This window comes from Psychroflexus aurantiacus, assembly GCF_010820555.1.
Taxonomy (GTDB): domain Bacteria; phylum Bacteroidota; class Bacteroidia; order Flavobacteriales; family Flavobacteriaceae; genus Psychroflexus; species Psychroflexus aurantiacus.
In genome coordinates this window covers 1-21,607 of the sequence record NZ_JAAIKD010000003.1, presented here as the reverse complement: position 1 = coordinate 21,607, position 21,607 = coordinate 1, and the positions used below count along the sequence as shown (strand labels likewise).

General features: G+C 40.4%; 18 protein-coding genes. 10 read left to right on the top strand and 8 right to left on the bottom strand.

Annotated elements, in window-relative coordinates:
* Window positions 1–13: 13 nt before the first annotated feature.
* Window positions 14–1,213, bottom strand: coding sequence for an exo-beta-N-acetylmuramidase NamZ family protein (locus tag G3567_RS05490; protein WP_164004339.1), 1,200 nt, complete (start codon window positions 1,211–1,213; stop codon window positions 14–16).
* 8 nt (window positions 1,214–1,221) lie between these two features.
* Between G3567_RS05490 and G3567_RS05485 the strand changes: the two genes are divergently transcribed.
* Both G3567_RS05485 and G3567_RS05480 read left to right on the top strand, forming a co-directional pair.
* Window positions 1,222–2,457: an ABC transporter permease gene (locus G3567_RS05485; protein ID WP_164004338.1), complete on the top strand. Its 1,236-nt coding sequence runs from the start codon at window positions 1,222–1,224 to the stop codon at window positions 2,455–2,457.
* Window positions 2,458–2,538: 81 nt separating this feature from the next.
* Window positions 2,539–3,519, top strand: a complete 981-nt coding sequence (locus G3567_RS05480) for a PLP-dependent cysteine synthase family protein (protein WP_164004337.1) — start codon at window positions 2,539–2,541, stop codon at window positions 3,517–3,519.
* On the opposite strand, the gene G3567_RS05475 is transcribed toward G3567_RS05480, so the two are convergent.
* Window positions 3,507–4,511 (bottom strand): potassium channel family protein, encoded by a 1,005-nt coding sequence (locus G3567_RS05475; protein WP_164004336.1) that lies wholly within the window; start codon window positions 4,509–4,511, stop codon window positions 3,507–3,509. The genes G3567_RS05480 and G3567_RS05475 overlap by 13 nt on opposite strands.
* Before the next feature lie 310 nt (window positions 4,512–4,821).
* A complete protein-coding gene (locus tag G3567_RS05470) occupies window positions 4,822–6,408 on the bottom strand; it encodes a peptide chain release factor 3 (RefSeq protein ID WP_164004335.1) in 1,587 nt (528 codons plus the stop codon).
* 137 nt (window positions 6,409–6,545) lie between these two features.
* On the opposite strand from G3567_RS05470, the gene G3567_RS05465 reads away from it, so the two are divergent.
* From G3567_RS05465 to G3567_RS05435, 7 genes are all read left to right on the top strand, one after another.
* Window positions 6,546–11,849 (top strand): T9SS type B sorting domain-containing protein, encoded by a 5,304-nt coding sequence (locus tag G3567_RS05465; RefSeq protein WP_164004334.1) that lies wholly within the window; start codon window positions 6,546–6,548, stop codon window positions 11,847–11,849.
* A 50-nt stretch (window positions 11,850–11,899) separates the two neighbouring features.
* Entirely contained in the window at window positions 11,900–12,793 is an 894-nt protein-coding gene (locus G3567_RS05460; RefSeq protein ID WP_235923493.1) for a PorP/SprF family type IX secretion system membrane protein, read from the top strand.
* Between the two features lie 2 nt (window positions 12,794–12,795).
* The gene (locus G3567_RS05455) at window positions 12,796–14,796 is read left to right on the top strand and encodes an OmpA family protein (RefSeq protein ID WP_164004332.1); all 2,001 of its coding nucleotides are present in this window, start codon (window positions 12,796–12,798) and stop codon (window positions 14,794–14,796) included.
* Window positions 14,797–15,001: 205 nt separating this feature from the next.
* Complete coding sequence (gene idi / locus G3567_RS05450; RefSeq protein WP_164004331.1) at window positions 15,002–15,538, top strand: isopentenyl-diphosphate Delta-isomerase; 537 nt, start codon at window positions 15,002–15,004, stop codon at window positions 15,536–15,538.
* A gap of 4 nt (window positions 15,539–15,542) precedes the next feature.
* The gene (locus G3567_RS05445) at window positions 15,543–15,953 is read left to right on the top strand and encodes a 6-pyruvoyl trahydropterin synthase family protein (RefSeq protein ID WP_164004330.1); all 411 of its coding nucleotides are present in this window, start codon (window positions 15,543–15,545) and stop codon (window positions 15,951–15,953) included.
* 1 nt (window position 15,954) lies between these two features.
* Complete coding sequence (locus tag G3567_RS05440) at window positions 15,955–16,410, top strand: peroxiredoxin (RefSeq protein WP_164004329.1); 456 nt, start codon at window positions 15,955–15,957, stop codon at window positions 16,408–16,410.
* 245 nt (window positions 16,411–16,655) lie between these two features.
* The gene (locus tag G3567_RS05435; RefSeq protein ID WP_164004328.1) at window positions 16,656–16,922 is read left to right on the top strand and encodes a M13 family metallopeptidase; all 267 of its coding nucleotides are present in this window, start codon (window positions 16,656–16,658) and stop codon (window positions 16,920–16,922) included.
* 26 nt (window positions 16,923–16,948) lie between these two features.
* Here G3567_RS05435 and G3567_RS05430 read toward each other — a convergent pair whose 3' ends face one another.
* From G3567_RS05430 to G3567_RS05420, 3 genes are read right to left on the bottom strand one after another with little or no spacing between them, the layout of a single operon-like run.
* A complete protein-coding gene (locus G3567_RS05430) occupies window positions 16,949–17,701 on the bottom strand; it encodes a DUF4369 domain-containing protein (protein ID WP_164004327.1) in 753 nt (250 codons plus the stop codon).
* 10 nt (window positions 17,702–17,711) lie between these two features.
* Window positions 17,712–18,977, bottom strand: a complete 1,266-nt coding sequence (locus tag G3567_RS05425) for a DUF819 family protein (protein ID WP_164004326.1) — start codon at window positions 18,975–18,977, stop codon at window positions 17,712–17,714.
* A gap of 52 nt (window positions 18,978–19,029) precedes the next feature.
* A complete protein-coding gene (locus G3567_RS05420; RefSeq protein ID WP_164004325.1) occupies window positions 19,030–19,833 on the bottom strand; it encodes a Cof-type HAD-IIB family hydrolase in 804 nt (267 codons plus the stop codon).
* A gap of 253 nt (window positions 19,834–20,086) precedes the next feature.
* On the opposite strand from G3567_RS05420, the gene G3567_RS05415 reads away from it, so the two are divergent.
* Entirely contained in the window at window positions 20,087–20,854 is a 768-nt protein-coding gene (locus G3567_RS05415; RefSeq protein ID WP_164004324.1) for a S1/P1 nuclease, read from the top strand.
* Here G3567_RS05415 and G3567_RS05410 read toward each other — a convergent pair.
* Window positions 20,851–21,129: a TIGR03643 family protein gene (locus tag G3567_RS05410; RefSeq protein ID WP_164004323.1), complete on the bottom strand. Its 279-nt coding sequence runs from the start codon at window positions 21,127–21,129 to the stop codon at window positions 20,851–20,853. The genes G3567_RS05415 and G3567_RS05410 overlap by 4 nt on opposite strands.
* 3 nt (window positions 21,130–21,132) lie before the next feature.
* Entirely contained in the window at window positions 21,133–21,480 is a 348-nt protein-coding gene (locus tag G3567_RS05405) for a DoxX family protein (protein ID WP_164004322.1), read from the bottom strand.
* Window positions 21,481–21,607: the final 127 nt, after the last annotated feature.

Below are 21,607 nucleotides of genomic sequence, written 5' to 3'. Positions count from 1 at the left end.
CTGTTTACTGAAACTATCTCTCATACATCAAATACGGCTGGATTTTGACTTTGTAGGCTTCCAGGTCAGTTTGCCAGCCCGCTCTTATTTCTCCTGCTGTTTTTCCCTGCTGAATTTGCTCCTGCAGGCTTGCATTTCCTGCCAGTTTATTAAAAAAACCATTGAAAAATGAGGCCTGGTCCTGGGTATGATGATACGCCTGAAGCAGCCATTCCAAATTTAAATAATCGAGATCGCTGTGATTTTGAAGGTTTCTGCCAAAACAGAGTTCATTTTCATGTTTAGGGTATTTGGCGCCAGGGGCGGATTCGGGGACATATTCAAAATCAAAAACCAAAGGATCCAGGAATGGAGAGCCAAAGACCTGAAACTGCATGGACGTCCCCCGACCGGCATTTACATTGGTCCCTTCAAAAAAACATAAGCTAGGATACAGGTTGATGGATTTGGCATTGGGTAGATTTGGCGAAGGCTTGATAGGCAAATCATAAGCCATAGACGGTGAATATTCCGCCAATTCTACAATTTTCAATTCACAGGAAATGCCGTTATTGAGCCAGTGTTCGCCATTGATCATCTGAGCATATTCAGCAATGGTCAGTCCATGAACCACCGGTACAGGGTGCATGCCTACAAAACTTTTAAACTCATCTTCCAAAACCGGCCCGTCTATATAATGTCCGTTTGGGTTTGGCCGATCCAGGACGAGCAGCGGAATACCCTGCTCGGCGCAGGCTTCCATGATGTAATGTAAAGTAGAAATATAGGTATAAAAGCGTGCCCCCACATCCTGAATGTCAAAGACCATGATGTCGATATCATCCAGATGCTCCGGATTGGGTTTCTTCTGACTTCCATACAATGAAATGACAGGAATGCCTGTTTTGGAATCTATGCCGTCTTTGATGAGTTCGCCTGCATCGGCAGTACCACGAAATCCATGTTCCGGAGCAAAAACCTTTTTGATGTTGATTTTTCTGTTCAAAAGTGAATCGACCAGGTGAACGTATTCCAGTTCAGAAGTAAATATCACTGAGGTCTGATTGCCTACCACACCCACTTTTTTATCCTGAAGTAAATCCAGATAAGCTTCCGTCCGATTGGCTGCGACACCAAGGCTGCTAAAGGCTTTCGTTTTAGACTCCTGTGCCGTGCAAGAAATACATGCCAAAAGAATAAAATAAACTGTATTTTTGAATCTCTTTAAAACCATAGCTCAACTTGAATTTTGAATATTTTATTTCTAAACGCCTCGTTACTAAAACCGATCATAAAAGTAACATATCGGCTCCGATAATTAAAATTGCTGTTTCCGCGATAGCCATTGGGATTATCATGATGTTTGTGGCGATTAGTACCGGCTTTGGACTTCAAAACAAGATTCGGGAAAAGATCGCGGCTTTCAATGGTCATATGGTTATCAATAATTTTTCCAACAACCAGTCCAACGTCACTCAAAATCCTATCTCTACCCGGCAGGACTTTTATCCTGAATTTACTGCAGTTCCCGAAATAGAGCACATACAAAAGGTAGCTACCAAGTACGGTATCATCAGAACCGAAACCGATTTTGAAGGCATTGTCGTAAAAGGGGTAGGAGAGGACTACCGCTGGAAGTATTTGGAAGAATACCTGGTTAAAGGTCAGCTACCGGTTTTTGATGACAAGATTAGCAAAGAAGTGCTGATTTCAGACTACCTGGCCAGTCGCCTGGGCTTTCAGGTTGGTGACAAGCTCATCGTTTACTTTGTAAGAGAAAACCAGGATCGTCTTCCAAGGTCGGTAGGCCTCACGATTTCAGGAATCTTCGATTCGGGATTCAAGGAATTCGATGAAACCTATGTGATTGCCGATTTGAGACAAATTCAAAGATTAAACAACTGGGAAGACGATCAAATCGGTCAGTTTGAATTGTTTGTAGAAGACTTTTCACAGATTCAGGAGGTGGGCTATAAAGTGTATCAGGAAGTGGATTCCTTTCTGAATGCCAGCACCATCATCGAACTCTATCCCTCCATTTTTGAATGGTTGAAAATGTTCGATTTCAATATTATACTCATCATTGGTATTATGATTTTGGTAGCAGGTATCAATATGGTTACGGCTTTGCTGGTGTTGATTCTGGAACGTACCCAGATGATAGGAATTTTAAAAGCCCTGGGCTCTTCAGACTGGTCTATCCGAAAAATTTTTCTGTACAATGCCGGCTTTTTGATTTTCAAAGGCTTGTTTTGGGGGAATCTCATCGGACTCTCCTTGTTACTGATTCAGAAATATTTGAAAGTAATACCACTTAATCCTGAAACCTATTACGTCTCTCAGGCTCCGATTTACCTCAGCCTGGATTATATTTTGGTCATTAACATAGGTACTTTGCTCTTATGTGTCTTGATGCTGTTAGTTCCCTCGGTCATCATTACTAAAATTTCTCCGGTGAAAGCCATGAAGTTTGAATAACGCTAGATTGGAATTAGTCTAAAGCTGAAAATTCACTATTTGATTATTACTTTTTTATATTTGCGCAACTAAATAAAGATTATGGATTACGCTGAAAATATCCTTGGAACCATTGGTAAAACACCACTGGTAAAAATGAATAAAATGGTTGAAGATATCGATGCTTTGGTTTTGGCCAAGTATGAGACCTTCAACCCCGGGAACTCTGTAAAAGACAGGATGGCTCTTCAAATGATTGAAGATGCTGAAGCCTGCGGAGCTTTGAAGCCCGGAGGAACCATCATTGAGGGAACTTCAGGAAATACGGGGATGGGACTGGCTTTGGTGGCCATTGTTAAAGGCTATAAAGTGGTTTGTGTCCTGAGTGATAAGCAAAGTAAAGAAAAGATGGATATTTTAAGAGCTGTGGGCTGTGAAGTCCATGTCTGTCCTACAGATGTTGCACCAGATGATCCGCGTTCTTATTATTCAACCTCTGCGCGGCTTGCCAAGGAAACGCCAAATTCCTGGTATGTGAATCAATACGATAACCCTTCTAACTGTAAAGCGCATTTCAAAACTACCGGCCCTGAGATTTGGGAACAAACCGATGGTAAAATCACGCATTTTGTGGTTGGAGTAGGGACAGGAGGAACGATTTCAGGCGTGAGCAGTTATTTGAAAATGAAAAATCCGGACATTAAAGTCTGGGGTATTGATACCTACGGTTCCGTATTCAAAAAATACCATGAAACGGGTATTTTTGATGAAAATGAGATTTATTCTTATGTCACAGAAGGCATTGGAGAAGATATTCTGCCTTTAAACGTCAGGTTCGATGGCATTGACGGCTTTACCAAAGTTACCGATAAGGATGCTGCGGTGTATACACAGAGGCTGGCTAAAGAAGAAGGTATGTTTTTAGGAAACTCCGCCGGAGCCGCAGTGAAAGGACTTTTACAGCTGAAAGAACATTTCAAAAAAGATGATGTGGTGGTGGTCTTATTCCACGATCATGGAAGCCGTTACGTAGGGAAAATGTTCAACGATGACTGGATGCGTGAAAAAGGCTATATTGAATAAACTTCCTGTAGAGTCTTGATTTGATCAGAATTTCCGATCACTATAATTTTTGAATTTGGTGTTAGATGAATATTAGGATTGGGGTTGACAATGTATTCTCCCTCTGCAGTCTTAAAGCCTATAATGGTACACCCAGTTTTTTGTCTTAAATCCAGTTCCAGGATTGTTGATGGTGTTTCGTGGTCGAAGAGCTGCTCAAAAGAGACTTGTTCAAGGTTAACGCTTTTACTGTCACCATAACTTAAATTATCCCAAAACTCCAGCAAATCCGGACTAACAATTAAAGAGGCCATGTGCTGGCCTCCAATCTTATCCGGTAAGATTACATTATTTGCACCAGCCAGTTTTAGCTTTTTATAACTTGTTTCTTCTGTAGCTCTGGAAATGATTCTCAGGTTTTTATTGAGTTGTCTGGCACTTAAAACAACAAATAAATTATCAGCATCGTCAGGTAAAGCCGTGATAAGATTACTGGCTTTTTCAATCCCTGCTGTGAGTAAAACATCGTCATCATTTGCATTTCCAACCAGGTACTGTTCAGGTCTAAGGTCGCTCTTCTCTAAAACCTCCTGGTCCTTGTCTATGACCAAAAAATCTTTATGGAATTCCATAAGCTTACTTGCTGCCTGTTGACCATTCCTTCCATAACCACAAACAATAATATGATTTTCCATTTTTTGAATTTTTTTCAATTTCCGCTTTTGCTTTAAGTCATTCAAAGAACTGAAAGATATGAAATATTCAGTCAGCACTGAAACTACAAACCCCAGGATAACAACACTTGAGAGTATAAGTATAGTTATAAATATTTTTGCCTCATCTGAAGGTAAAACCACTTCCCTGTAGCCAACCGTTGTAATGGTGATAGCTGTCATGTAAAATGCATCTATCCAGTTTAAATCCATTATCATTCTAAAACCAAAAACCCCGGTTAAAAATACCAGAACCAATAGTGAAAGCGCTACAATTAATTTTAGCCTAAATGAGTTCAATATAGTTTGTTTTTACAATGAATTACAAATCAAATACCGATTTGCAGTGGGTATAGACCAAATCTTTAAGATTTAGCAAAATGCTTTGATCAAATATAGCATAAATCCAAAACCAAAAGTCGGAAATGAACAATAAATAAAAACTTACTTATAGATTTATTTTCATGCCCAGCCTATATATAAAGGACACGGGCCTGGAAACCTATGGACTCCAATCTGCCTATAATTTCATATGCAAAGTGTCATTGTTTAACTGCTTAATCTTGCCTGTCTAATTTATACAGATCCAGGAAAGCAGGGGATCGGTGTCTTAAAATTCAGAGGTAAAATGAAAGATAATGTTTGGATATTTCTGCTGTGTCATTTGTAGTGAGAATTCGGAGTCAGCCAGGAATACGAGCTGGTCTGACTTGTCATGCGCTAGAAACTTAGCCTTCACCCGTTTGAATTCTTTAAACTCTTCACTTTTAGGGTCTTTGGGCTCTATCCAGCAGGCTTTGTGCACGTTGATGTTTTCATACGAACATTTGGCCCCGTATTCGTGTTCCAGCCTGTATTGAATGACTTCATACTGAAGCGCACCAACAGTTCCAATGATTTTCCTGTTGTTGAGTTCCAGGGTAAACAACTGAGCTACCCCTTCATCCATCAACTGTTCAATGCCTTTGTTGAGTTGTTTGGACTTCATCGGGTCTGCATTGTTGATATACCTAAAATGCTCTGGTGAAAAATTGGGGATGCCCTTGTACTGAAGAATTTCGCCTTCGGTGAGGGTATCTCCGATTTTGAAAGTCCCTGTATCGTGTAAGCCGACAATATCCCCGGGGAACATCTCATCGACAACTTCCTTGCGTTCAGCAAAAAAGGCATTGGGACTGGAAAATTTCAGGTTTTTATTGCTTCTGACGTGGAGGTAAGGTTTGTTTCGTTCAAACTTTCCTGAAACCACCTTTACAAAAGCAAGTCGGTCTCTGTGTCGGGGATCCATATTGGCGTGAATCTTAAACACGAAACCGGTAAACTTATCTTCCTCGGGCCGGATTTCTCTAATATCACTTTGCTTTGGCCGGGGTGGCGGAGCAATTTCAATAAAACAATCCAGCAATTCACGTACTCCGAAGTTATTTAAAGCTGAGCCGAAAAACACAGGCTGCAGTTCACCTCTTTTATACTCATCTATATTAAATTCAGGATAAACTCCCTGGACAAGTTCAAGTTCTTCTCTTAAGGTATCCGCAGAATCGGTCCCAATAAGTTCATCGATTTCGTCAGTAGATAAATCGTTCACCTGAACGGTGTCTTCGATATCTTTTTTGGGATCGCCGGTAAATAAATTGACGTTCTTCTCCCAAATGTTATAGATGCCTTTGAAGTCATATCCCATACCGATAGGAAAACTTAAAGGAGTGACGTGAAGTCCAAGTTTTTGTTCGATTTCATCCAGAAGTTCGAAGGCGTCTTTACCTTCTCTGTCCATTTTATTGATAAAAACGATGATAGGTATATTTCGCATTCGGCACACCTTTACCAGTTTCTCCGTTTGCTCCTCGACTCCTTTTGCGACGTCAATTACTACAATGACACTATCCACGGCGGTTAAGGTTCTAAAGGTATCTTCAGCAAAATCCTTGTGACCAGGAGTGTCTAAAATATTTATTTTTATAGTTTTGTACTCAAATCCTAAGACGGAAGTCGCTACCGAAATCCCTCTCTGGCGCTCTATTTCCATAAAGTCACTGGTAGCCGTTTTCTTTATTTTATTATTTTTAACTGCGCCAGCCTCCTGAATAGCACCACCAAACAAAAGTAATTTTTCAGTCAGTGTAGTTTTCCCAGCATCAGGGTGAGACACAATTCCGAATGTTCTTCGGCGATTGATTTCCTTATTTATTTTCATGCTGCAAATTTAATTTTTTAAAAACTCAAATCAATCATTCCGCCCGTTTTGTTGGTGATTTATTTTTAAAAAAAATTAAGAGCAAAAATTAAGTAATGTTAAAAACTTTAATATATTTGACTAAATAGTCTGCGTATATGAAAATAACTACTTCGTCTTTTGTGTTTTTGGTATTATTAATATTTCAAGGCTTTTGGGTTACTGCTCAGGAGGACAAATCTTATTATCCAAACCCCTTCGAAGCCCTCCTGCAAAAGTTAAATGCTTCTGGAACCATAGAGGGTCTTATTTATTCAGATTTTAATGCAAATGCTACTCAGGACCCAGGCGAGCCCGGACTTGGAAATGTTCGTGTTATAATTGTGGATTCCGATGGAAACGGTCTAACGACCTTGACCAATGCTGATGGAATCTGGTCTGCCACTATTGCAGAAGGATTGGCGACACTTATCATCGACTCTTCCAGTTTGCCTCCCGGTGCTGAACAAACCGAGGGTTCAGATCCCAGTACTGTTCAGGTCATTGCCAACACAACGGTCCAGACAGAAACCAAAGGCTTCACTTTTTTAGGGGATGCTACAGGCCATTTGTATTTTGATACCAATGGAAGCGGAGTTCAGGATACTGGCGAGCCGGACATGCCCGATGTTTCTATATTCATCACAGATCAATATGGGAACAGTCAAACCGTTACTACCGATGCCAGTGGGGATTGGCTGGCGACGGTGACTAGTGGTGATATAGAAGTAAACATAGACGTTAACGACTCAGATTTTCCTACGGGGGCTCCCCAGACGGAAGGGACTAATCCATCTACACATACTATAGCTGCTGGACAGACAACATTTACGGAAAATGACGGATTTTTTAAATCCGGAATGCTCTCCGGAATCTTATATTTTGATGCTAATGAAAATGGAATCCAGGATACCAATGAACCTGGTATACCCAACATTCCTGTAGAGATTGAAACCTCATTAGGAGAAATTATCACCTTAGTTACAGTAGCTGATGGATCCTGGGGCGCCAGAGTCCCTGAAGGTCCTGCCGAAAGTACTATTGATGAAACTGTTGCTCAATTTCCAAATGGAGCAATACAGACCCAGGGGTCAAACCCCACAATAACAAATGTCCAGAACGGACAGACCTATGAGGAGCTGGATGGGTTCTTCGGTACAGGTATTTTAACGGGGCACCTGTATTTTGATACCAACGGAAACGGAGTTCAGGATACAGGAGAGGCTGACATGCCCGATGTGGATGTCCTGATTACAGACCAGTATGGAAATTCTCAAACCGTAGTGACCACTGCAGACGGAGACTGGACAGCCGATGTGTTATTTGGATCTGTTGAAGCGAATATAAGTCAGACGGACCCAGATTTTCCAACAGGAGCTCTGCAAACAGAAGGCAGCAACCCGTCTTCCATTACAATCCTGCAAGGTCTGACTACCTTTACTGAAAATGATGGATTTTATTTATCCGCAATTCTCTCTGGAGTCTTATATGAGGACAACAATGGAAATGCTACGCAGGATACAGGTGAGCCTGGAATTCCCGATGTTTCAGTTCAAATTACAACCGCATTGGATGAACTAATTAATCTCACTACAGATGCTGCCGGGGCCTGGTCCATCAGAGTTCCTGAAGGGACTACAGTAAGTCTTATTGCTGAGGATGATCCTGATTTTCCGGAAGCTGTCTTGCAAACTGAGGGTACAAACCCAACCACAACTCAAGTCCTAAACGGGCAGCCACAAACAGAATTTGATGGGTTTTCAGATTCAGGCACGCTTTCAGGCCATTTATATTTTGATACCAATGGAAACGGGACTCAAGATAGTGGTGAGGCTGATATGCCTAATGTGGATGTTCTTATCACAGATCAGTATGGAAACCTACAAACAGCTGTTACCACCACAGAAGGGGACTGGACTGCTGAAGTTCTCATCGGTTTGGCAGAAGTTAATATAGACGAAACCGATACCGATTTTCCAGCGGGTGCTATACAGACTGAAGGTACCAACCCATCTGGGCATACCGTTATACAGGGTCAAGCTACCTTTACTGAAAATGACGGCTTTTACAAATCTGCAGTGCTCTCGGGAATAGTTTATTTTGACACCAATGGAAATGCTACGCAGGATGCAGGTGAATCTGGTATTGCGGATGTTTCTGTTCAAATTACCACGGCACTGGCTGATGTTATCGACCTCGTTACAGATGCCAATGGCTCCTGGTCTTCAAGAGTCCCTGAAGGATCAACACAAAGTCTTATTGATGAAAATGATCCCGATTTCCCAATTGGATCTTCACAAACAGAAGGAACCAACCCAACCACAACTCAAATAGTAAATGCACAGGCTGCTGAAGAAGTGGATGGATTCTTTGATACTGGAAATTTAACAGGTCATTTATACTTCGATACCAATGGTAATGCCGTTCAGGATGACGGAGAGGCGGACATGCCAGACGTCGATATTTTAATTACAGACCAGTATGGAAACGTACAAACAGTGGTTACCTCTGCAGACGGAAACTGGTCTGCTGATGTTCTGATTGGTTCTGTTGAGGTGAATATCGATGAAACCGATCCCGATTTCCCAACGGGTGCTTTTCAAACGGAAGGTACAAACCCTTCCACACATTTACCTCTTCAGGGGGAAACTACGTTTACTGAAAATGATGGATTTTTTGTATCGGGAACCCTTTCCGGAGTTTTATATAATGATAGCAATGGAAACGGCACTCAGGAGACGGGTGAACCCGGAATTCCGGAGGTGTCAGTTCAAATTACAACGGCACTGGCTGATGTTATTGACCTCGTTACAGATGCCAATGGCTCCTGGAGTACACGAGTACCGACAGGAACCACGGAAAGCCTGATTGATGAATCGGATCCGGATTTTCCAGAAGCTGTATTACAAACGGAAGGTACAAATCCAAGCAGCACTGAAATCGCCAACGGACAAACCCAGGAAGAAAAGGATGGTTTTTCAGCCTCAGGCTCTTTAAGTGGTCATTTATATTTTGATACCAACGGGAATGCTGTGCAGGATACAGGAGAGGCTGACATGCCGGACGTGGATGTGCTTATTACAGACCAGTACGGTAACTTGCAAACAGCTGTTACCTCGGCTGACGGAAACTGGACAGCAGAAGTCTTAATCGGTTCTGCTGAAGTTAATATCGATGAAACCGATGCAGATTTTCCTACCGGTGCTTTACAAACGGAGGGTACCAATCCGTCCACACATACCGTTTTGCAGGCACAAGAGACGTTTACTGAAAATGATGGGTTTTTCATTTCGGGGATTCTTTCCGGAGTCTTGTATAACGACAGCAATGCAAATGGCACACAGGATGCAGGTGAATCTGGAATTCCAAATGTTTCAGTTCAAATTACCACGGCACTGGGCGATGGTATTGACCTCGTTACAGATGCGGGTGGTTCCTGGAGTATACGAGTTCCTGCTGGATCCACGCAAAGCCTGATTGATGAAGCCGATCCGGATTTTCCAGACGGACTTTTACAAACTGAGGGTACAAACCCAAGCACCACTGAAATCGGCAATGGACAAACCCAGTTAGAACGGGATGGTTTTTCAGCCTCAGGCTCTTTAAGCGGTCATTTATATTTCGATACCAACGGCAATGCTGTGCAGGATACAGGAGAGGCTGATATGCCAGACATTAATGTTTTAATTACAGACCAGTATGGAAACGTTCAAACAGCTGTCACCACGGCTGACGGAAATTGGACAGCAGAAGTCTTAATCGGTTCTGCTGAAGTTAATATCGATGAAACCGATGCAGATTTTCCTACCGAAGCTTTACAAACGGAGGGTGCCAATCCGTCCACACATGCCGTTTTGCAGGCACAAGAGACGTTTACTGAAAATGATGGGTTTTTCATTTCGGGGATTCTTTCCGGAGTCTTGTATAATGACAGCAATGCTAATGGCACACAGGATGCAGGTGAATCTGGAATTCCAAATGTTTCCGTTCAAATTACGACGTCACTGGCTGATGGTATTGACCTCGTTACAGATGCAAGCGGTTCCTGGAGTTTAAGAGTTCCTGCTGGAACCACGCAAAGCCTCATTGATGAAGCCGATCCTGATTTTCCAGACGGACTTTTACAAACGGAAGGGACAAACCCAAGCACCACTGAAATCGGCAATGGACAAACCCAGTTAGAACGGGATGGTTTTTCAGCCTCAGGCTCTCTTAGCGGTCATTTATATTTCGATACCAACGGCAATGCTGTGCAGGATACAGGAGAGGCTGACATGCCGGATGTGGATGTCCTGATTACAGACCAATACGGTAACGTGCAAACAGCTGTCACTTCGGCTGACGGAAACTGGACAGCAGAAATCTTAATCGGCTCTGCTGAAGTGGATATCGACGAAACCGATGCCGATTTCCCAACCGATGCTTTTCAAACCGATGGTACAGATCCGTCCACACATACCGTTTTGCAGGCACAAGAGACGTTTACTGAAAATGATGGGTTTTTCATTTCGGGGATTCTTTCCGGAGTCCTATATAATGACAGTAATGTAAATGGAACACAGGATGCTGGAGAAGCTGGTATCCCCGATATAAGCGTTCAAATCCTGACAACTTTGGATGAGGTCAAAAGCCTTATTACAGATGCAAATGGGGCCTGGAGTACGCGAGTTCCGGAAGGGCCGACGACAAGCTTGATCAATGAAATTGACCCCGATTTTCCGGAAGGATTCTCACAAACGGAAGGTACAAATCCAACCACTACTGAAATCATCAAAGGACAAACGCAAACAGAAATGGATGGGTTTTCAGATTCGGGAATTGTAACCGGTCGTTTATATTACGATGATAACGGAAATGGAAACCAGGATGCAGATGAAGATGGAATTTCAAATATTAGAATTTTTATTACAGATGCAAATGGTAACCAGTCTGAGGCCATAACAGATTTTGAAGGAGACTGGTCTTCAGTAGTTTTGGCAGGTGAAACAGTTTCAGAAATAGACCAGCAGGATATTGATTTCCCGTCTAATGTTTCTCAAACCGAAGGGACCAATCCAACCACAACTTTGGTAGTTGTAGCTGAAAGCATCAGGTCAGACCATGACGGGTTTTTGATAGAAGAACTTGAAGCCTTCAATGCTATAGCCTCACAAGGAAGTATTTCGGAAAATAAATTTTTCAGAATTGATGGTATAGAAAATTATCCCCAAAATTCCCTTCAGATTTATAACAGGCAAGGGGCTAAGGTTTATGATGTTTCAGGTTATGACAATTCAAATGTAAGATTTGAGGGTTTTAGCGCTGGTGATGTCAACATGCAAAAAAACAAACGTTTAGCTCCTGGTACTTATTTCTATATTTTGAATTATATAAATAGAAATGGAGACCCTATGAAGAAAACCGGATACATTCATTTAAATTGATACAAAAGCATATGACTAAATTTCGCATTTTACATATAAGCCTGTTGTTTATGTTACTTCTTTTCAGTAACAGTGCAGTTTCTCAGCAGGATCCTAACTTTACCCAGTACATGTACAATACATTAACCATCAACCCGGCTTATGCGGGGACGAGAGATATATTCAGTGCTGCAGTGCTACACAGGTCTCAATGGCTTGGATTTGACGGAGCTCCTAGTTCCCAGACATTTTCTGCTCATTCCCCTATCAAAGACGGAAAGATGGGCTTGGGACTGACTTTGATCAATGATAAAATTGGTATTACTCGTGAAACAGAAATCAATGCTGTATATAGCTATGAGATTGAGTTTGTTGAAGATACCAAGCTCTCTTTTGGAATAAATGCCGGGGTTAATTTTTTAAGTTTGGATTATAATGATTTGAACATTTACGATCCCTCAGATCCGGAATTCAGTAATTTTGAAAATAAAACTTCACCACAAGTGGGTCTGGGTGCCTTTTGGTATAATGACCAGTACTATGTTGGGCTAAGTGTTCCAGCTATACTGAGAACAGACCGGTATTCAGAAAGTTCAGTTACTGATGCCACAGTGAGAGATCGTCTGCATTATTACCTTACCGCCGGTTATGTTTTTGACATTAATCCTACCCTGAAGTTCAAGCCTTCTATCCTGATAAGGCAGGTGAGCGGAGCACCATTACTGGCTGAGTTATCGTCAAATTTTCTAATTAATGATGAGTTTACTGCAGGGATTGCTTATAGAGTCAACGCCGCTTTTTCAGCCTTATTTGCATTCCAGGTTAATGAAGCTGTTTTGGTTGGACTCGCTTATGATAAAGGGATATCAGAATTTGCCAATTACAACGAGGGTTCATTAGAGTTTTTTGCAAGATTTGAACTGTTCAAGACGTATAAAAAAATGTATTCACCTAGATTTTTCTAAACATGAGACCGAATTTTAATCACATTTTTTATTTACTGGCCATACTGATTTCATGTATGGGACATGCACAGGTGGAAAAACTGAAAGCGGCTGATGAGATGTTTGAAGGCTTTGCTTTTGTTGATGCTCAAAAAATTTATCTTGAAGTTGCCAGAACAGGATATGAATCTGAAAATTTATTTAAAAAGCTTGGAGATTCCTATTACTTCAATAATGATTTGGAAAAAGCTTTTGAATGGTATGACAAATTATATGAATTAAACCCGGATCAGTCAAAAGACTATTTATTCAAATATGCTCAGTCTTTAAAAAGCGTGAAGCAATATGAACAGGCAGACCAAATTATGTTGGCATTTAATGCCTTGAATCAAAATGATAGCAGGGTCTCCAGACTTAAAAGCGAGGGGGATTATCTGGAAATTATAGAGATGCAGTCTGGTAGATTTAGATTGGACTCGGTTCCTGTAAATACCGAGTACTCAGAATTTTCTCCTTCATTTTATAAGGGTCGCTTAGTTTTTGCCTCCAACAGACCTGTATTCTCTATAATGAAGAGGATTGACGAATGGAGCAATCAGCCTTACCTTAACCTCTACAGTGTTGAACTTTCAGATTCTTTAGAAGTCGTTTCTGAGCCTGTTGATTTTTTAAAGAGCCTCAATTCCAAATTTCATGAAGCCTCACCGGTATTTACCAAAGATGGTAAAACGGTATATTTTACCAGAAATAATTTTGTTAACAATAAACTGGAACGCGGAGAGGACGGCGTCAGTCGTTTGAAATTATTTAAATCTGAATGGACGGCGGATAACACCTGGTCAAAACCACAGGAACTTCCGTTTAATAGTGATAATTATTCCGTAGCTCATCCCGCACTCAGCAGTGATGAAAAAACACTTTACTTTTCATCGGATATGCCAGGGACACGAGGGATGTCTGATATTTTTAAAGTTGACATCTTAGATGATTCCACCTATGGTGCCCCTAAAAATCTTGGAGATTCTGTTAATACCGAAGGGCGAGAAAGCTTTGCGTTTGCAAGCGAAAACGACTTGCTTTATTTTTCTTCTGATGGTCATTTAGGCTTGGGAGGTCTCGATGTTTTTGTTGTGGCAATTGATGACGAGGGGGAAATGGGTGAAGTGTTTAACATTGGAGAACCCGTTAACAGTAATAAAGATGATTTTAGTTTTATCATTAATTCTAAGCTGGGAAAAGGTTTTTTTGCCTCCAACAGAGGAGAAATTAACGCCAGTGATGATCTGTATTCATTTAAGCAACTCGAGGATTTGATGACGGCCTGCTTTCAGTACGTAAAAGGTAAAATCTACAGTTCCGGTGATGAAGAAAATCTGAGTGGTGCCAAAGTGGAGCTGCTTGACGAGGATTTAAATCTATTGCAATCCACAGAGACAAATTCAGAAGGGGAATACCAATTTGAAATTGAATGCAACACGACTTATGTTGTACGAGTTTCCAAAGAGGAATTTTCAACTTCTGAAGAATTTATTCAGACCAATACTGATTTTGATACTGAAAATACTATAGATTTTACCCTGGAAACTGGTGTTGAACTCGGTATAACCGAGGTTGTCAGCGGCGATGATCTTAGTGATTTACTTCAGTTAGACCCGATTTATTTCGATTTTGATGCTTTTCAAATACGTTCAGACGCTGAAATAGAATTGCAGAAAATTATTGCCGTGATGAAATCCTATCCCGAACTCCGTATTGAGGTGGGTTCACACACCGACAGTCTGGGCGATGATCTCTATAATGAACTGTTGTCAGAAAAACGGGCAACCGCAACCATGAACTACTTAGTTGACATTGGAGGTATCGACAGGAGCAGAATCTCTGCCAAAGGCTATGGAGAGAGTCAGCTGGTGAATGAATGTTCTAATGATTCCTCATGTACTAAGGATGAACACGATCTCAACCGAAGATCTGAATTTATTATTTTAAATGAGAATGTTCTTCCGGAGGATAAAAAAGAGGAATAACCAGCTTTTGAACAGGCGCTCAACATAACCTTTACGCAAGTACAATACTGCTTATTCAGACAGATCCATATTGAGAGTCGTTTCAAGATTCAGCATTTTAAATACTTAAGTCATTTACTAAATAATTCATAAATAGCACCTTTTCAATGAAGGTGCTTTTCTTATTTGTCATCTTGTAGATGTAATTTTTTGTACTTTTGATACTATGACAGAACTTACTAACAATTATGTGATTCTTGTGGATGAAAATGACAATCCACTGGGAACCATGGAAAAAATAGAAGCTCATGAAAAGGCAAAACTTCATAGGGCTTTTTCAGTTTTTATTTACAATTCAGACAACGAGTTAATGCTTCAGCAAAGGGCCTTAACCAAATACCATACCCCAGGGCTATGGACCAACACCTGTTGCAGCCACCAAAAGCTTAACGAGTCTAACGTAGAGGCTGGGAAGAGACGTCTTCAGGAGGAAATGGGGTTTACAACCGGTTTGCAGGAAACCATTTCGTTTATTTACAAAGCCCCTTTTGAAAACGGTCTAACAGAACATGAGTACGATTATATCCTGGTGGGCGAATATAATGATGACCCGAAACCGAATCCTGAAGAAGTCAATGACTGGAAATGGATGAAACTGGAAGATATTGAAGCTGATATTCGAAAAAACCCCAGGGACTATACGGAGTGGTTTAAAATAATTTTTGAAAAGCATAAAAACGAAATGGTAAAATCTTCAACTTGAACCTATGAAAGTTACAGTACATCGCAAAGCTCATTTTAATGCAGCGCACAGATTATATAGAAAGGATTGGAGTTTTGAGAAAAATGAAGAAATTTTCGGGAAATGCAATAATCCCAGTTACCACGGTCACAATTATGAACTCATCGCTTCGGTTACTGGTGAAATAGATTCGGAAACAGGCTACGTCATGGACGTGAAACTTTTAAAGGATCTCATAAAGTCTGAGGTGGAAGATGCCTTCGATCATAAAAACCTCAATGAACAAGTTCCTGAATTTGAGAATCTTAATCCTACGGCCGAAAATATTTCCGTGGTGATCTGGAATAAATTGAAACCGCATTTGAAAGAGGGTCAGGAGTTAGAAATCACGCTTTATGAAACCCCAAGAAATTTTGTAACCTATAAAGGCGACTAGTATGTCAATAGAAAAAGGAGAAAAAGTACCACATTTTGAACTCAAGGATCAAAACGGCAACGCATTTAATTCAGAAGAGGTTATCGGTAAGAAGCCTGCAGTGATTTACTTCTATCCAAAAGACTTTACGCCGGGGTGCACTAAAGAGGCCTGTAATTTCAGAGACAGTTATGAAGACTTTAAGGAAGCAGGAGCAGAAGTGATTGGCATCAGCAACGACTCCGAAAAATCTCATGCGAAATTCGCTAAAAAATACAAGCTCCCATTCGTTTTGCTTTCCGATGCTAATGGGCGGGTGAGAAAGAAATTTGGAATAAAGAAAAGCCTTTTGGGATTGGTTCCCGGAAGAGAGACCTTTGTCATAGATGCGGAGGGGAAAGTGAGTTTTAAATTCAACAGTCTCGATGCTTCCAAACACATGAAGAAAGCACTTAGCGCCATTAAAAAAATGGAATAATACTTTTGACAGCGATTCTTGAACTTTAAAAGTTCTTTAAAGATTGCGTTTTCAGTTCTTTAAGGCGCGAAAGAAAAATCATAATCACTTCTGTAGCTTGCAGACGTCCTTGTAATCACTAGGCATGAAACTGAAGCTAAACCCATTTTTTTGCGTTGAGTGGTCATCTAAAATCATCAAACTTTTAGAAATCTGTATTTAGTTTTAAAATTAGTTTACTTTTGCCGAAATTTAATTTTAATAAAATGGCTAGTAAAAAAGAACTCAAAAAAGAATTGAACAACCGCTTTGGTGAAATCATAGACGGAGCCCTAATCAATCAGGAAGCAAATTCAAAGGATTTTAAAGAAAAAACTGAAGAGCTTGTAGATGATATCATCGCAGAATTTGATCAGCAAATAGAGCAAATTAACAAAAGAGATGTAGAGGATAGAGCTAAGCACCTAAAATCTGTAAAAGCATCTATGAATAAAAAAGCTGATGAGTTTATAAAACGACTCAACAACTTTTAATTTAGGTTTTATACTGAAGTTATTGACTATTCCTCTGGAAGTTTATCAATAACTTCAGTTTCTACATTTTCTTCATCGTTGTCCTTTCTTTCTTTAATCAACGTCTTAAGTTGCTTACCATATAAGGATTTCTGAATAGGCTTATCCAAAGATTTATAAACCGTATCCAGGTATTTGATGTTAGCGTCAAAAGCTTCTGAAAGTATGATGTACGGAGAAATTTCCAAGTTCTTGTTGTTGATAGCAAAATTCACTGTATAAAGATATTTCCGTTTTAAAATGGAATTAAATCGTTTATTCAGGCTGTCTAGTTTCTTTTCATCCTGAGCTTTACTCGCTGCAAAATTTGCTTCTAGAAGTTCTAAGCGCTGATTGTTAAACCGCTTTACAATTTCGTTGTATTCTTCAAGTTTTTTTTGATTTTCAAAATCAGAAAGCACTTCCAGGTCCAATCCGTAATTCTTTAAGGTTGTCGTTAAGGTTATTTCCCCCGGCTCTGCAAAAAAGCTAATCACTTCAGCATAATCATTTCCGTCATTTCTCTCCAGTTCAATAAACATGATTTGAGGTTCCTCTATAAATGTACTGAACATAAATTCAGAAGACCCTGAAATTTGAATGGAGTCTATCGTAACCAAACTGGAATCCCCGACTTTTTGAAGGTAAAGTGTTCCTTTTTTAAGTCCGACTATATCTCCAGAGATAAATAGATTCTCATTTTCGTTTTGACACGACGAAAAGATAATTGCAAAAATGACAAGGGATAAAAAATGTTTCATGTAGAGTTGTTTATAAATTAGATGCGATTTCCATTAATATAGTGCAACCTAAGGCTGCGTAAGTTCCTAAAACGTAGCCAAAAACAGCAAGTAACACGCCCACGCTGGTAAGTGAGGGGTGAAAGGCTGAGGCCACTACCGGAGCCGAAGCAGCTCCGCCCACGTTGGCCTGGCTGCCCACGGCAAGGAAGAAATAAGGGGCTTTGATGAGCTTTGCTACCAGTATGAGTAAACCGGCATGAATACTCATCCAAACAAGTCCTATAAGGATCAGTCCTGGATTATCAAAAACGGCGGTCAGGTCCATTTTCATTCCAATGGTGGCGACCAGAAAATAAATAAAAATACTTCCTATCTTACTGGCACCTGTGCCTTCATAGGTTTTTGCTTTTGTGAACGATAATGCCACTCCAAAAAATGTGGCGATGCTTATCATCCAGAAAAAAGTCGAGGAGAAAGAAGCCAAAGCAGAGGTCTTATCGCTAAATACCTCGTAATTGGACAATAAAAAACCGGAGATATACTCTGAAGCCCAGTGCGAAAAACCTACTGCTACAAAAGCAAGGCCCAGCATGACCATATAATCCTTAAGCTCCGGAGTTCGGGAAACGCTTTTCGTATAGCTGGATACTTTTTCTTTCAGTTCTTCAATGGCCGAGTTGTCTGCCTTAAGCCATTTATCTATTTTTTCAGATCTTCCAATACCCAGTAAGAGAATTGCCAGCCATAGATTGGCCACGACGATATCTACCAAGACCATACCTCCATATTTTTCGGGATTGTATTTGAAGATTTCCAGCATGGCAGCCTGATTGGCCCCGCCGCCAATCCAGCTTCCCGCCAAAGTAGATAAGCCTCTCCAGACGGCATCTGGACCTGCGCCTCCCACTGTTTCTGGAGAAAAAATCGAGATCAGTAAAATAGCAACAGGGCCTCCTATAACAATTCCCACAGTACCGGTTAAAAACATAATCAATGCCTTGAAACCAAGATTTCGGATAGCTTTCAAATCGATGCTCAAGGTCATTAAAACCAGAGATGCCGGTAAGAAATACCTGCTGGCTACAAAATAAAGATTTGAAGTAGAATCGCTTATGATGTTAAGAGAGTTGAAAATAGCTGGAATCAAATAGCACATCAGCAGGGCCGGAACTACTTTGTAAAACTTATTCCAAAAGCCTGTTTTGATACTGGAGGTATAGAATATCAATGCGATAGAAAGCATTAAAACACCTAAGACAACGGCATCATTTGTAAATAGCGGGCTTTGTTCCATCTTGAAAATTTAGAGCGTAAAAGTATAAATTATTAGCAATTATAAGAGATTATCACATTTTAAAATAACGAAGCATGAATTTGGCAACACCATCTTCCTTGGCATGTCCTATGACTTCATCCGCTGCACGTTTGGCTTCATCTTTGGCATTGCCAACAGCTAGGCCAAGTCCGCAAGCTTCCAGCATTTCAATGTCGTTATGATTGTCTCCAAAGGACATGACTTCAGATAAGTCGAAATCAAATTCTGAAGCAATCAGAAATTCAATTGCAGATTTTTTGGAAATCTGCCTGGGAGCAATTTCAATATAAGTCTCTTTAGAGCGGTATAAATGTAAATCCTCAGGAAATGCATGGGCCAGTTCGTCATAAAATTCGCTCACATGTTCAGCCTCACCCATACACATAATTTTGTGAGCGCCAGTCTTATTTGTTTTCCAAAGCTCCAGCACATCTTCATTGGTTTTAAGTATGGGATTTACCTTCGTGTTATTGATTTCGCGACTGGTCCACCGGTCTGCCTGTGGTGCAAACCAGTCATCCGCATTAAAGAGACTTAAGTGTAAGCCCTTTCTGTTTAAACCGACAATCTTTCTCACAAGTTCAAAAGGGATGGTTGTGCTATGCTTGATAGTATTATCCACGCTGATTAAGCCTCCGTTGTAAGCGACAAGAGGCTGGTTGAGGATGCCGAGTTGTTTTTGTAAATGCCGCATGGCAGAGGGCATTCTCGAAGAAATAAGAACGATAGGGAGTTTGTTTCTCAGTTTATGGATTTCAGAAATCGTCTTGTCTGACAGTTCTCTTTCGGCATTGAGCAGGGTCCCGTCAATGTCGCTGCAAATAAGTTTTATCATTAGTTTTTCTGTTGAATTTAATACTGCCAAATTAATGCGTTTAGATTGTAAGTGGAGGTGTTTTTGAAAATTAATGCGGAAGTTTTAATTGATAAAAAAGTGAAGGCTTCCAGGGTCACTTAAAACTTTTCCAATTATATTTGACAAAATTAAATCATGACACCGGCTCGATCAAAAGGATTAAACACCCAGGGTGTGATTATGAATCATCAGGGTGACAGGTGTGCTTTTAAAAAACGATAAACACAGACACATGAAATATCTGCTAGCTTTACTTATTTTTTCGCAAACTTTATTCGCTTCTGAGGACTGGGGACAGAATGGTCACCGAACTGTTGGTAAAACCGCTGAAACTTATCTAAAATCCAAAGCGAGTAAAAAGATAGACCGAATTCTAAATGGCCAGTCTCTGGCAGATGCCTCTACCTTTGCCGATGAGATTAAAAGTGATCGCGCTTACGATGCCTATAAGCCCTGGCATTATGCCAATGCCCTTTTAAATGAAACCTATATAGAATCGGCCAAAAACCCTATGGGTGATATTGTTGTGGGCATCCAGGAATGCATACGCCAGCTTAAGACGGGAAACCTTGATAAGACAAAGGAGCAGTTTTACCTTAAGATGTTAATACATCTGGTAGGCGATATGCATCAGCCATTTCATTTTGGACTCAAAGAAGACAGGGGTGCAAATGATTTTAAAGTAAAATGGTTCAATCAGCCCACAAATATGCACAGCGTTTGGGATACCAAAATGATAGAGAGCTACAATATGAGTTATACAGAACTTTCTAAAAATTCTCCCGAACTTAGTAAGTCTGAGCTTAATGCTATAAAATCCGGAACGCTTTTGGATTGGGTAGAAGAGAACAGAGACTTAACCAGAAAGGTTTATCAATCTGCCGAAGCAGGTGAGAATTTAAGCTACAGGTACATGTACGAATGGTTTGGTGTAGCTGAATTACAAATGAAAAAAGCAGGAATACGTCTGGCTGTAATCCTTAATGATATTTACGCCTAACGCTTGGAGATTTTGTTTTGAGTGATTTGTTTCTGCCGTGAAGACTTGAATTTCTTCATGGAGTCTTTTCTTAGTTTACGATGCTTGGTGGATCTTCCTTGTACGCGCTTACGCCACATTCTAAAACTTGAAGGCTTCATTTCCTTTTGCATTATTTTGATGACCTCACTTTCGGTCACTCCAAATTGAAATTCAATAGCCTCAAAAGGAGTTCTGTCCTCCCAGGCCATTTCAATAATGCGGTCTAGTTCTCTTTCTGCAAATTCTTTTTCCATAGTCTAAATATATAGAGAAGCCCACCAGATTAATAAAAACTGGAGCGGGATTCGTAAAATCAATATCCACCTTGGCACCCCAAGAGCTAATTCTTTACTCCGCAACATATTAAAATGTACTACTAGAAATACGACAAGCATAGTTATGATCAGGATAGCTGCGTAAGGTCTTGTTTCCGGAAAAAGCAAGGCAAAACCTGCCATGATTTCAACGGCGCCGGCAAACAGGTTAAGCGTCCTGCGTTTAGGTAAAAACTTAGGAATGATTTTCACGTAAGCTCTTGGCTTAATAAAATGCATGCTTCCTGCGAATACATATATAATAGACATTACTAGTAGATCCCATTTCATAATGCAAGTTTATACATTAAATTCTTCACTATTGAATTTATGTTTGTTTTTAATTATTTTTTCACAAGCCTGTAAGCATTTAGGATAGTGTAAGTACAAGCAGCTGTGCGTCTTAAGTTTTTTGGTG

Coding starts and splice junctions, on each gene's coding strand:
- G3567_RS05435 (WP_164004328.1), top strand. CDS start 16,656: ATGGCTAGTAAAAAAGAACTCAAAAAAGAATTGAACAACCGCTTTGGT.
- G3567_RS05480 (WP_164004337.1), top strand. CDS start 2,539: ATGGATTACGCTGAAAATATCCTTGGAACCATTGGTAAAACACCACTG.
- G3567_RS05490 (WP_164004339.1), bottom strand. CDS start 1,213: ATGGTTTTAAAGAGATTCAAAAATACAGTTTATTTTATTCTTTTGGCA.
- G3567_RS05410 (WP_164004323.1), bottom strand. CDS start 21,129: ATGGAAAAAGAATTTGCAGAAAGAGAACTAGACCGCATTATTGAAATG.
- G3567_RS05440 (WP_164004329.1), top strand. CDS start 15,955: ATGTCAATAGAAAAAGGAGAAAAAGTACCACATTTTGAACTCAAGGAT.
- idi (WP_164004331.1), top strand. CDS start 15,002: ATGACAGAACTTACTAACAATTATGTGATTCTTGTGGATGAAAATGAC.
- G3567_RS05445 (WP_164004330.1), top strand. CDS start 15,543: ATGAAAGTTACAGTACATCGCAAAGCTCATTTTAATGCAGCGCACAGA.
- G3567_RS05405 (WP_164004322.1), bottom strand. CDS start 21,480: ATGAAATGGGATCTACTAGTAATGTCTATTATATATGTATTCGCAGGA.
- G3567_RS05470 (WP_164004335.1), bottom strand. CDS start 6,408: ATGAAAATAAATAAGGAAATCAATCGCCGAAGAACATTCGGAATTGTG.
- G3567_RS05415 (WP_164004324.1), top strand. CDS start 20,087: ATGAAATATCTGCTAGCTTTACTTATTTTTTCGCAAACTTTATTCGCT.
- G3567_RS05425 (WP_164004326.1), bottom strand. CDS start 18,977: ATGGAACAAAGCCCGCTATTTACAAATGATGCCGTTGTCTTAGGTGTT.
- G3567_RS05460 (WP_235923493.1), top strand. CDS start 11,900: ATGTTACTTCTTTTCAGTAACAGTGCAGTTTCTCAGCAGGATCCTAAC.
- G3567_RS05465 (WP_164004334.1), top strand. CDS start 6,546: ATGAAAATAACTACTTCGTCTTTTGTGTTTTTGGTATTATTAATATTT.
- G3567_RS05430 (WP_164004327.1), bottom strand. CDS start 17,701: ATGAAACATTTTTTATCCCTTGTCATTTTTGCAATTATCTTTTCGTCG.
- G3567_RS05420 (WP_164004325.1), bottom strand. CDS start 19,833: ATGATAAAACTTATTTGCAGCGACATTGACGGGACCCTGCTCAATGCC.
- G3567_RS05455 (WP_164004332.1), top strand. CDS start 12,796: ATGAGACCGAATTTTAATCACATTTTTTATTTACTGGCCATACTGATT.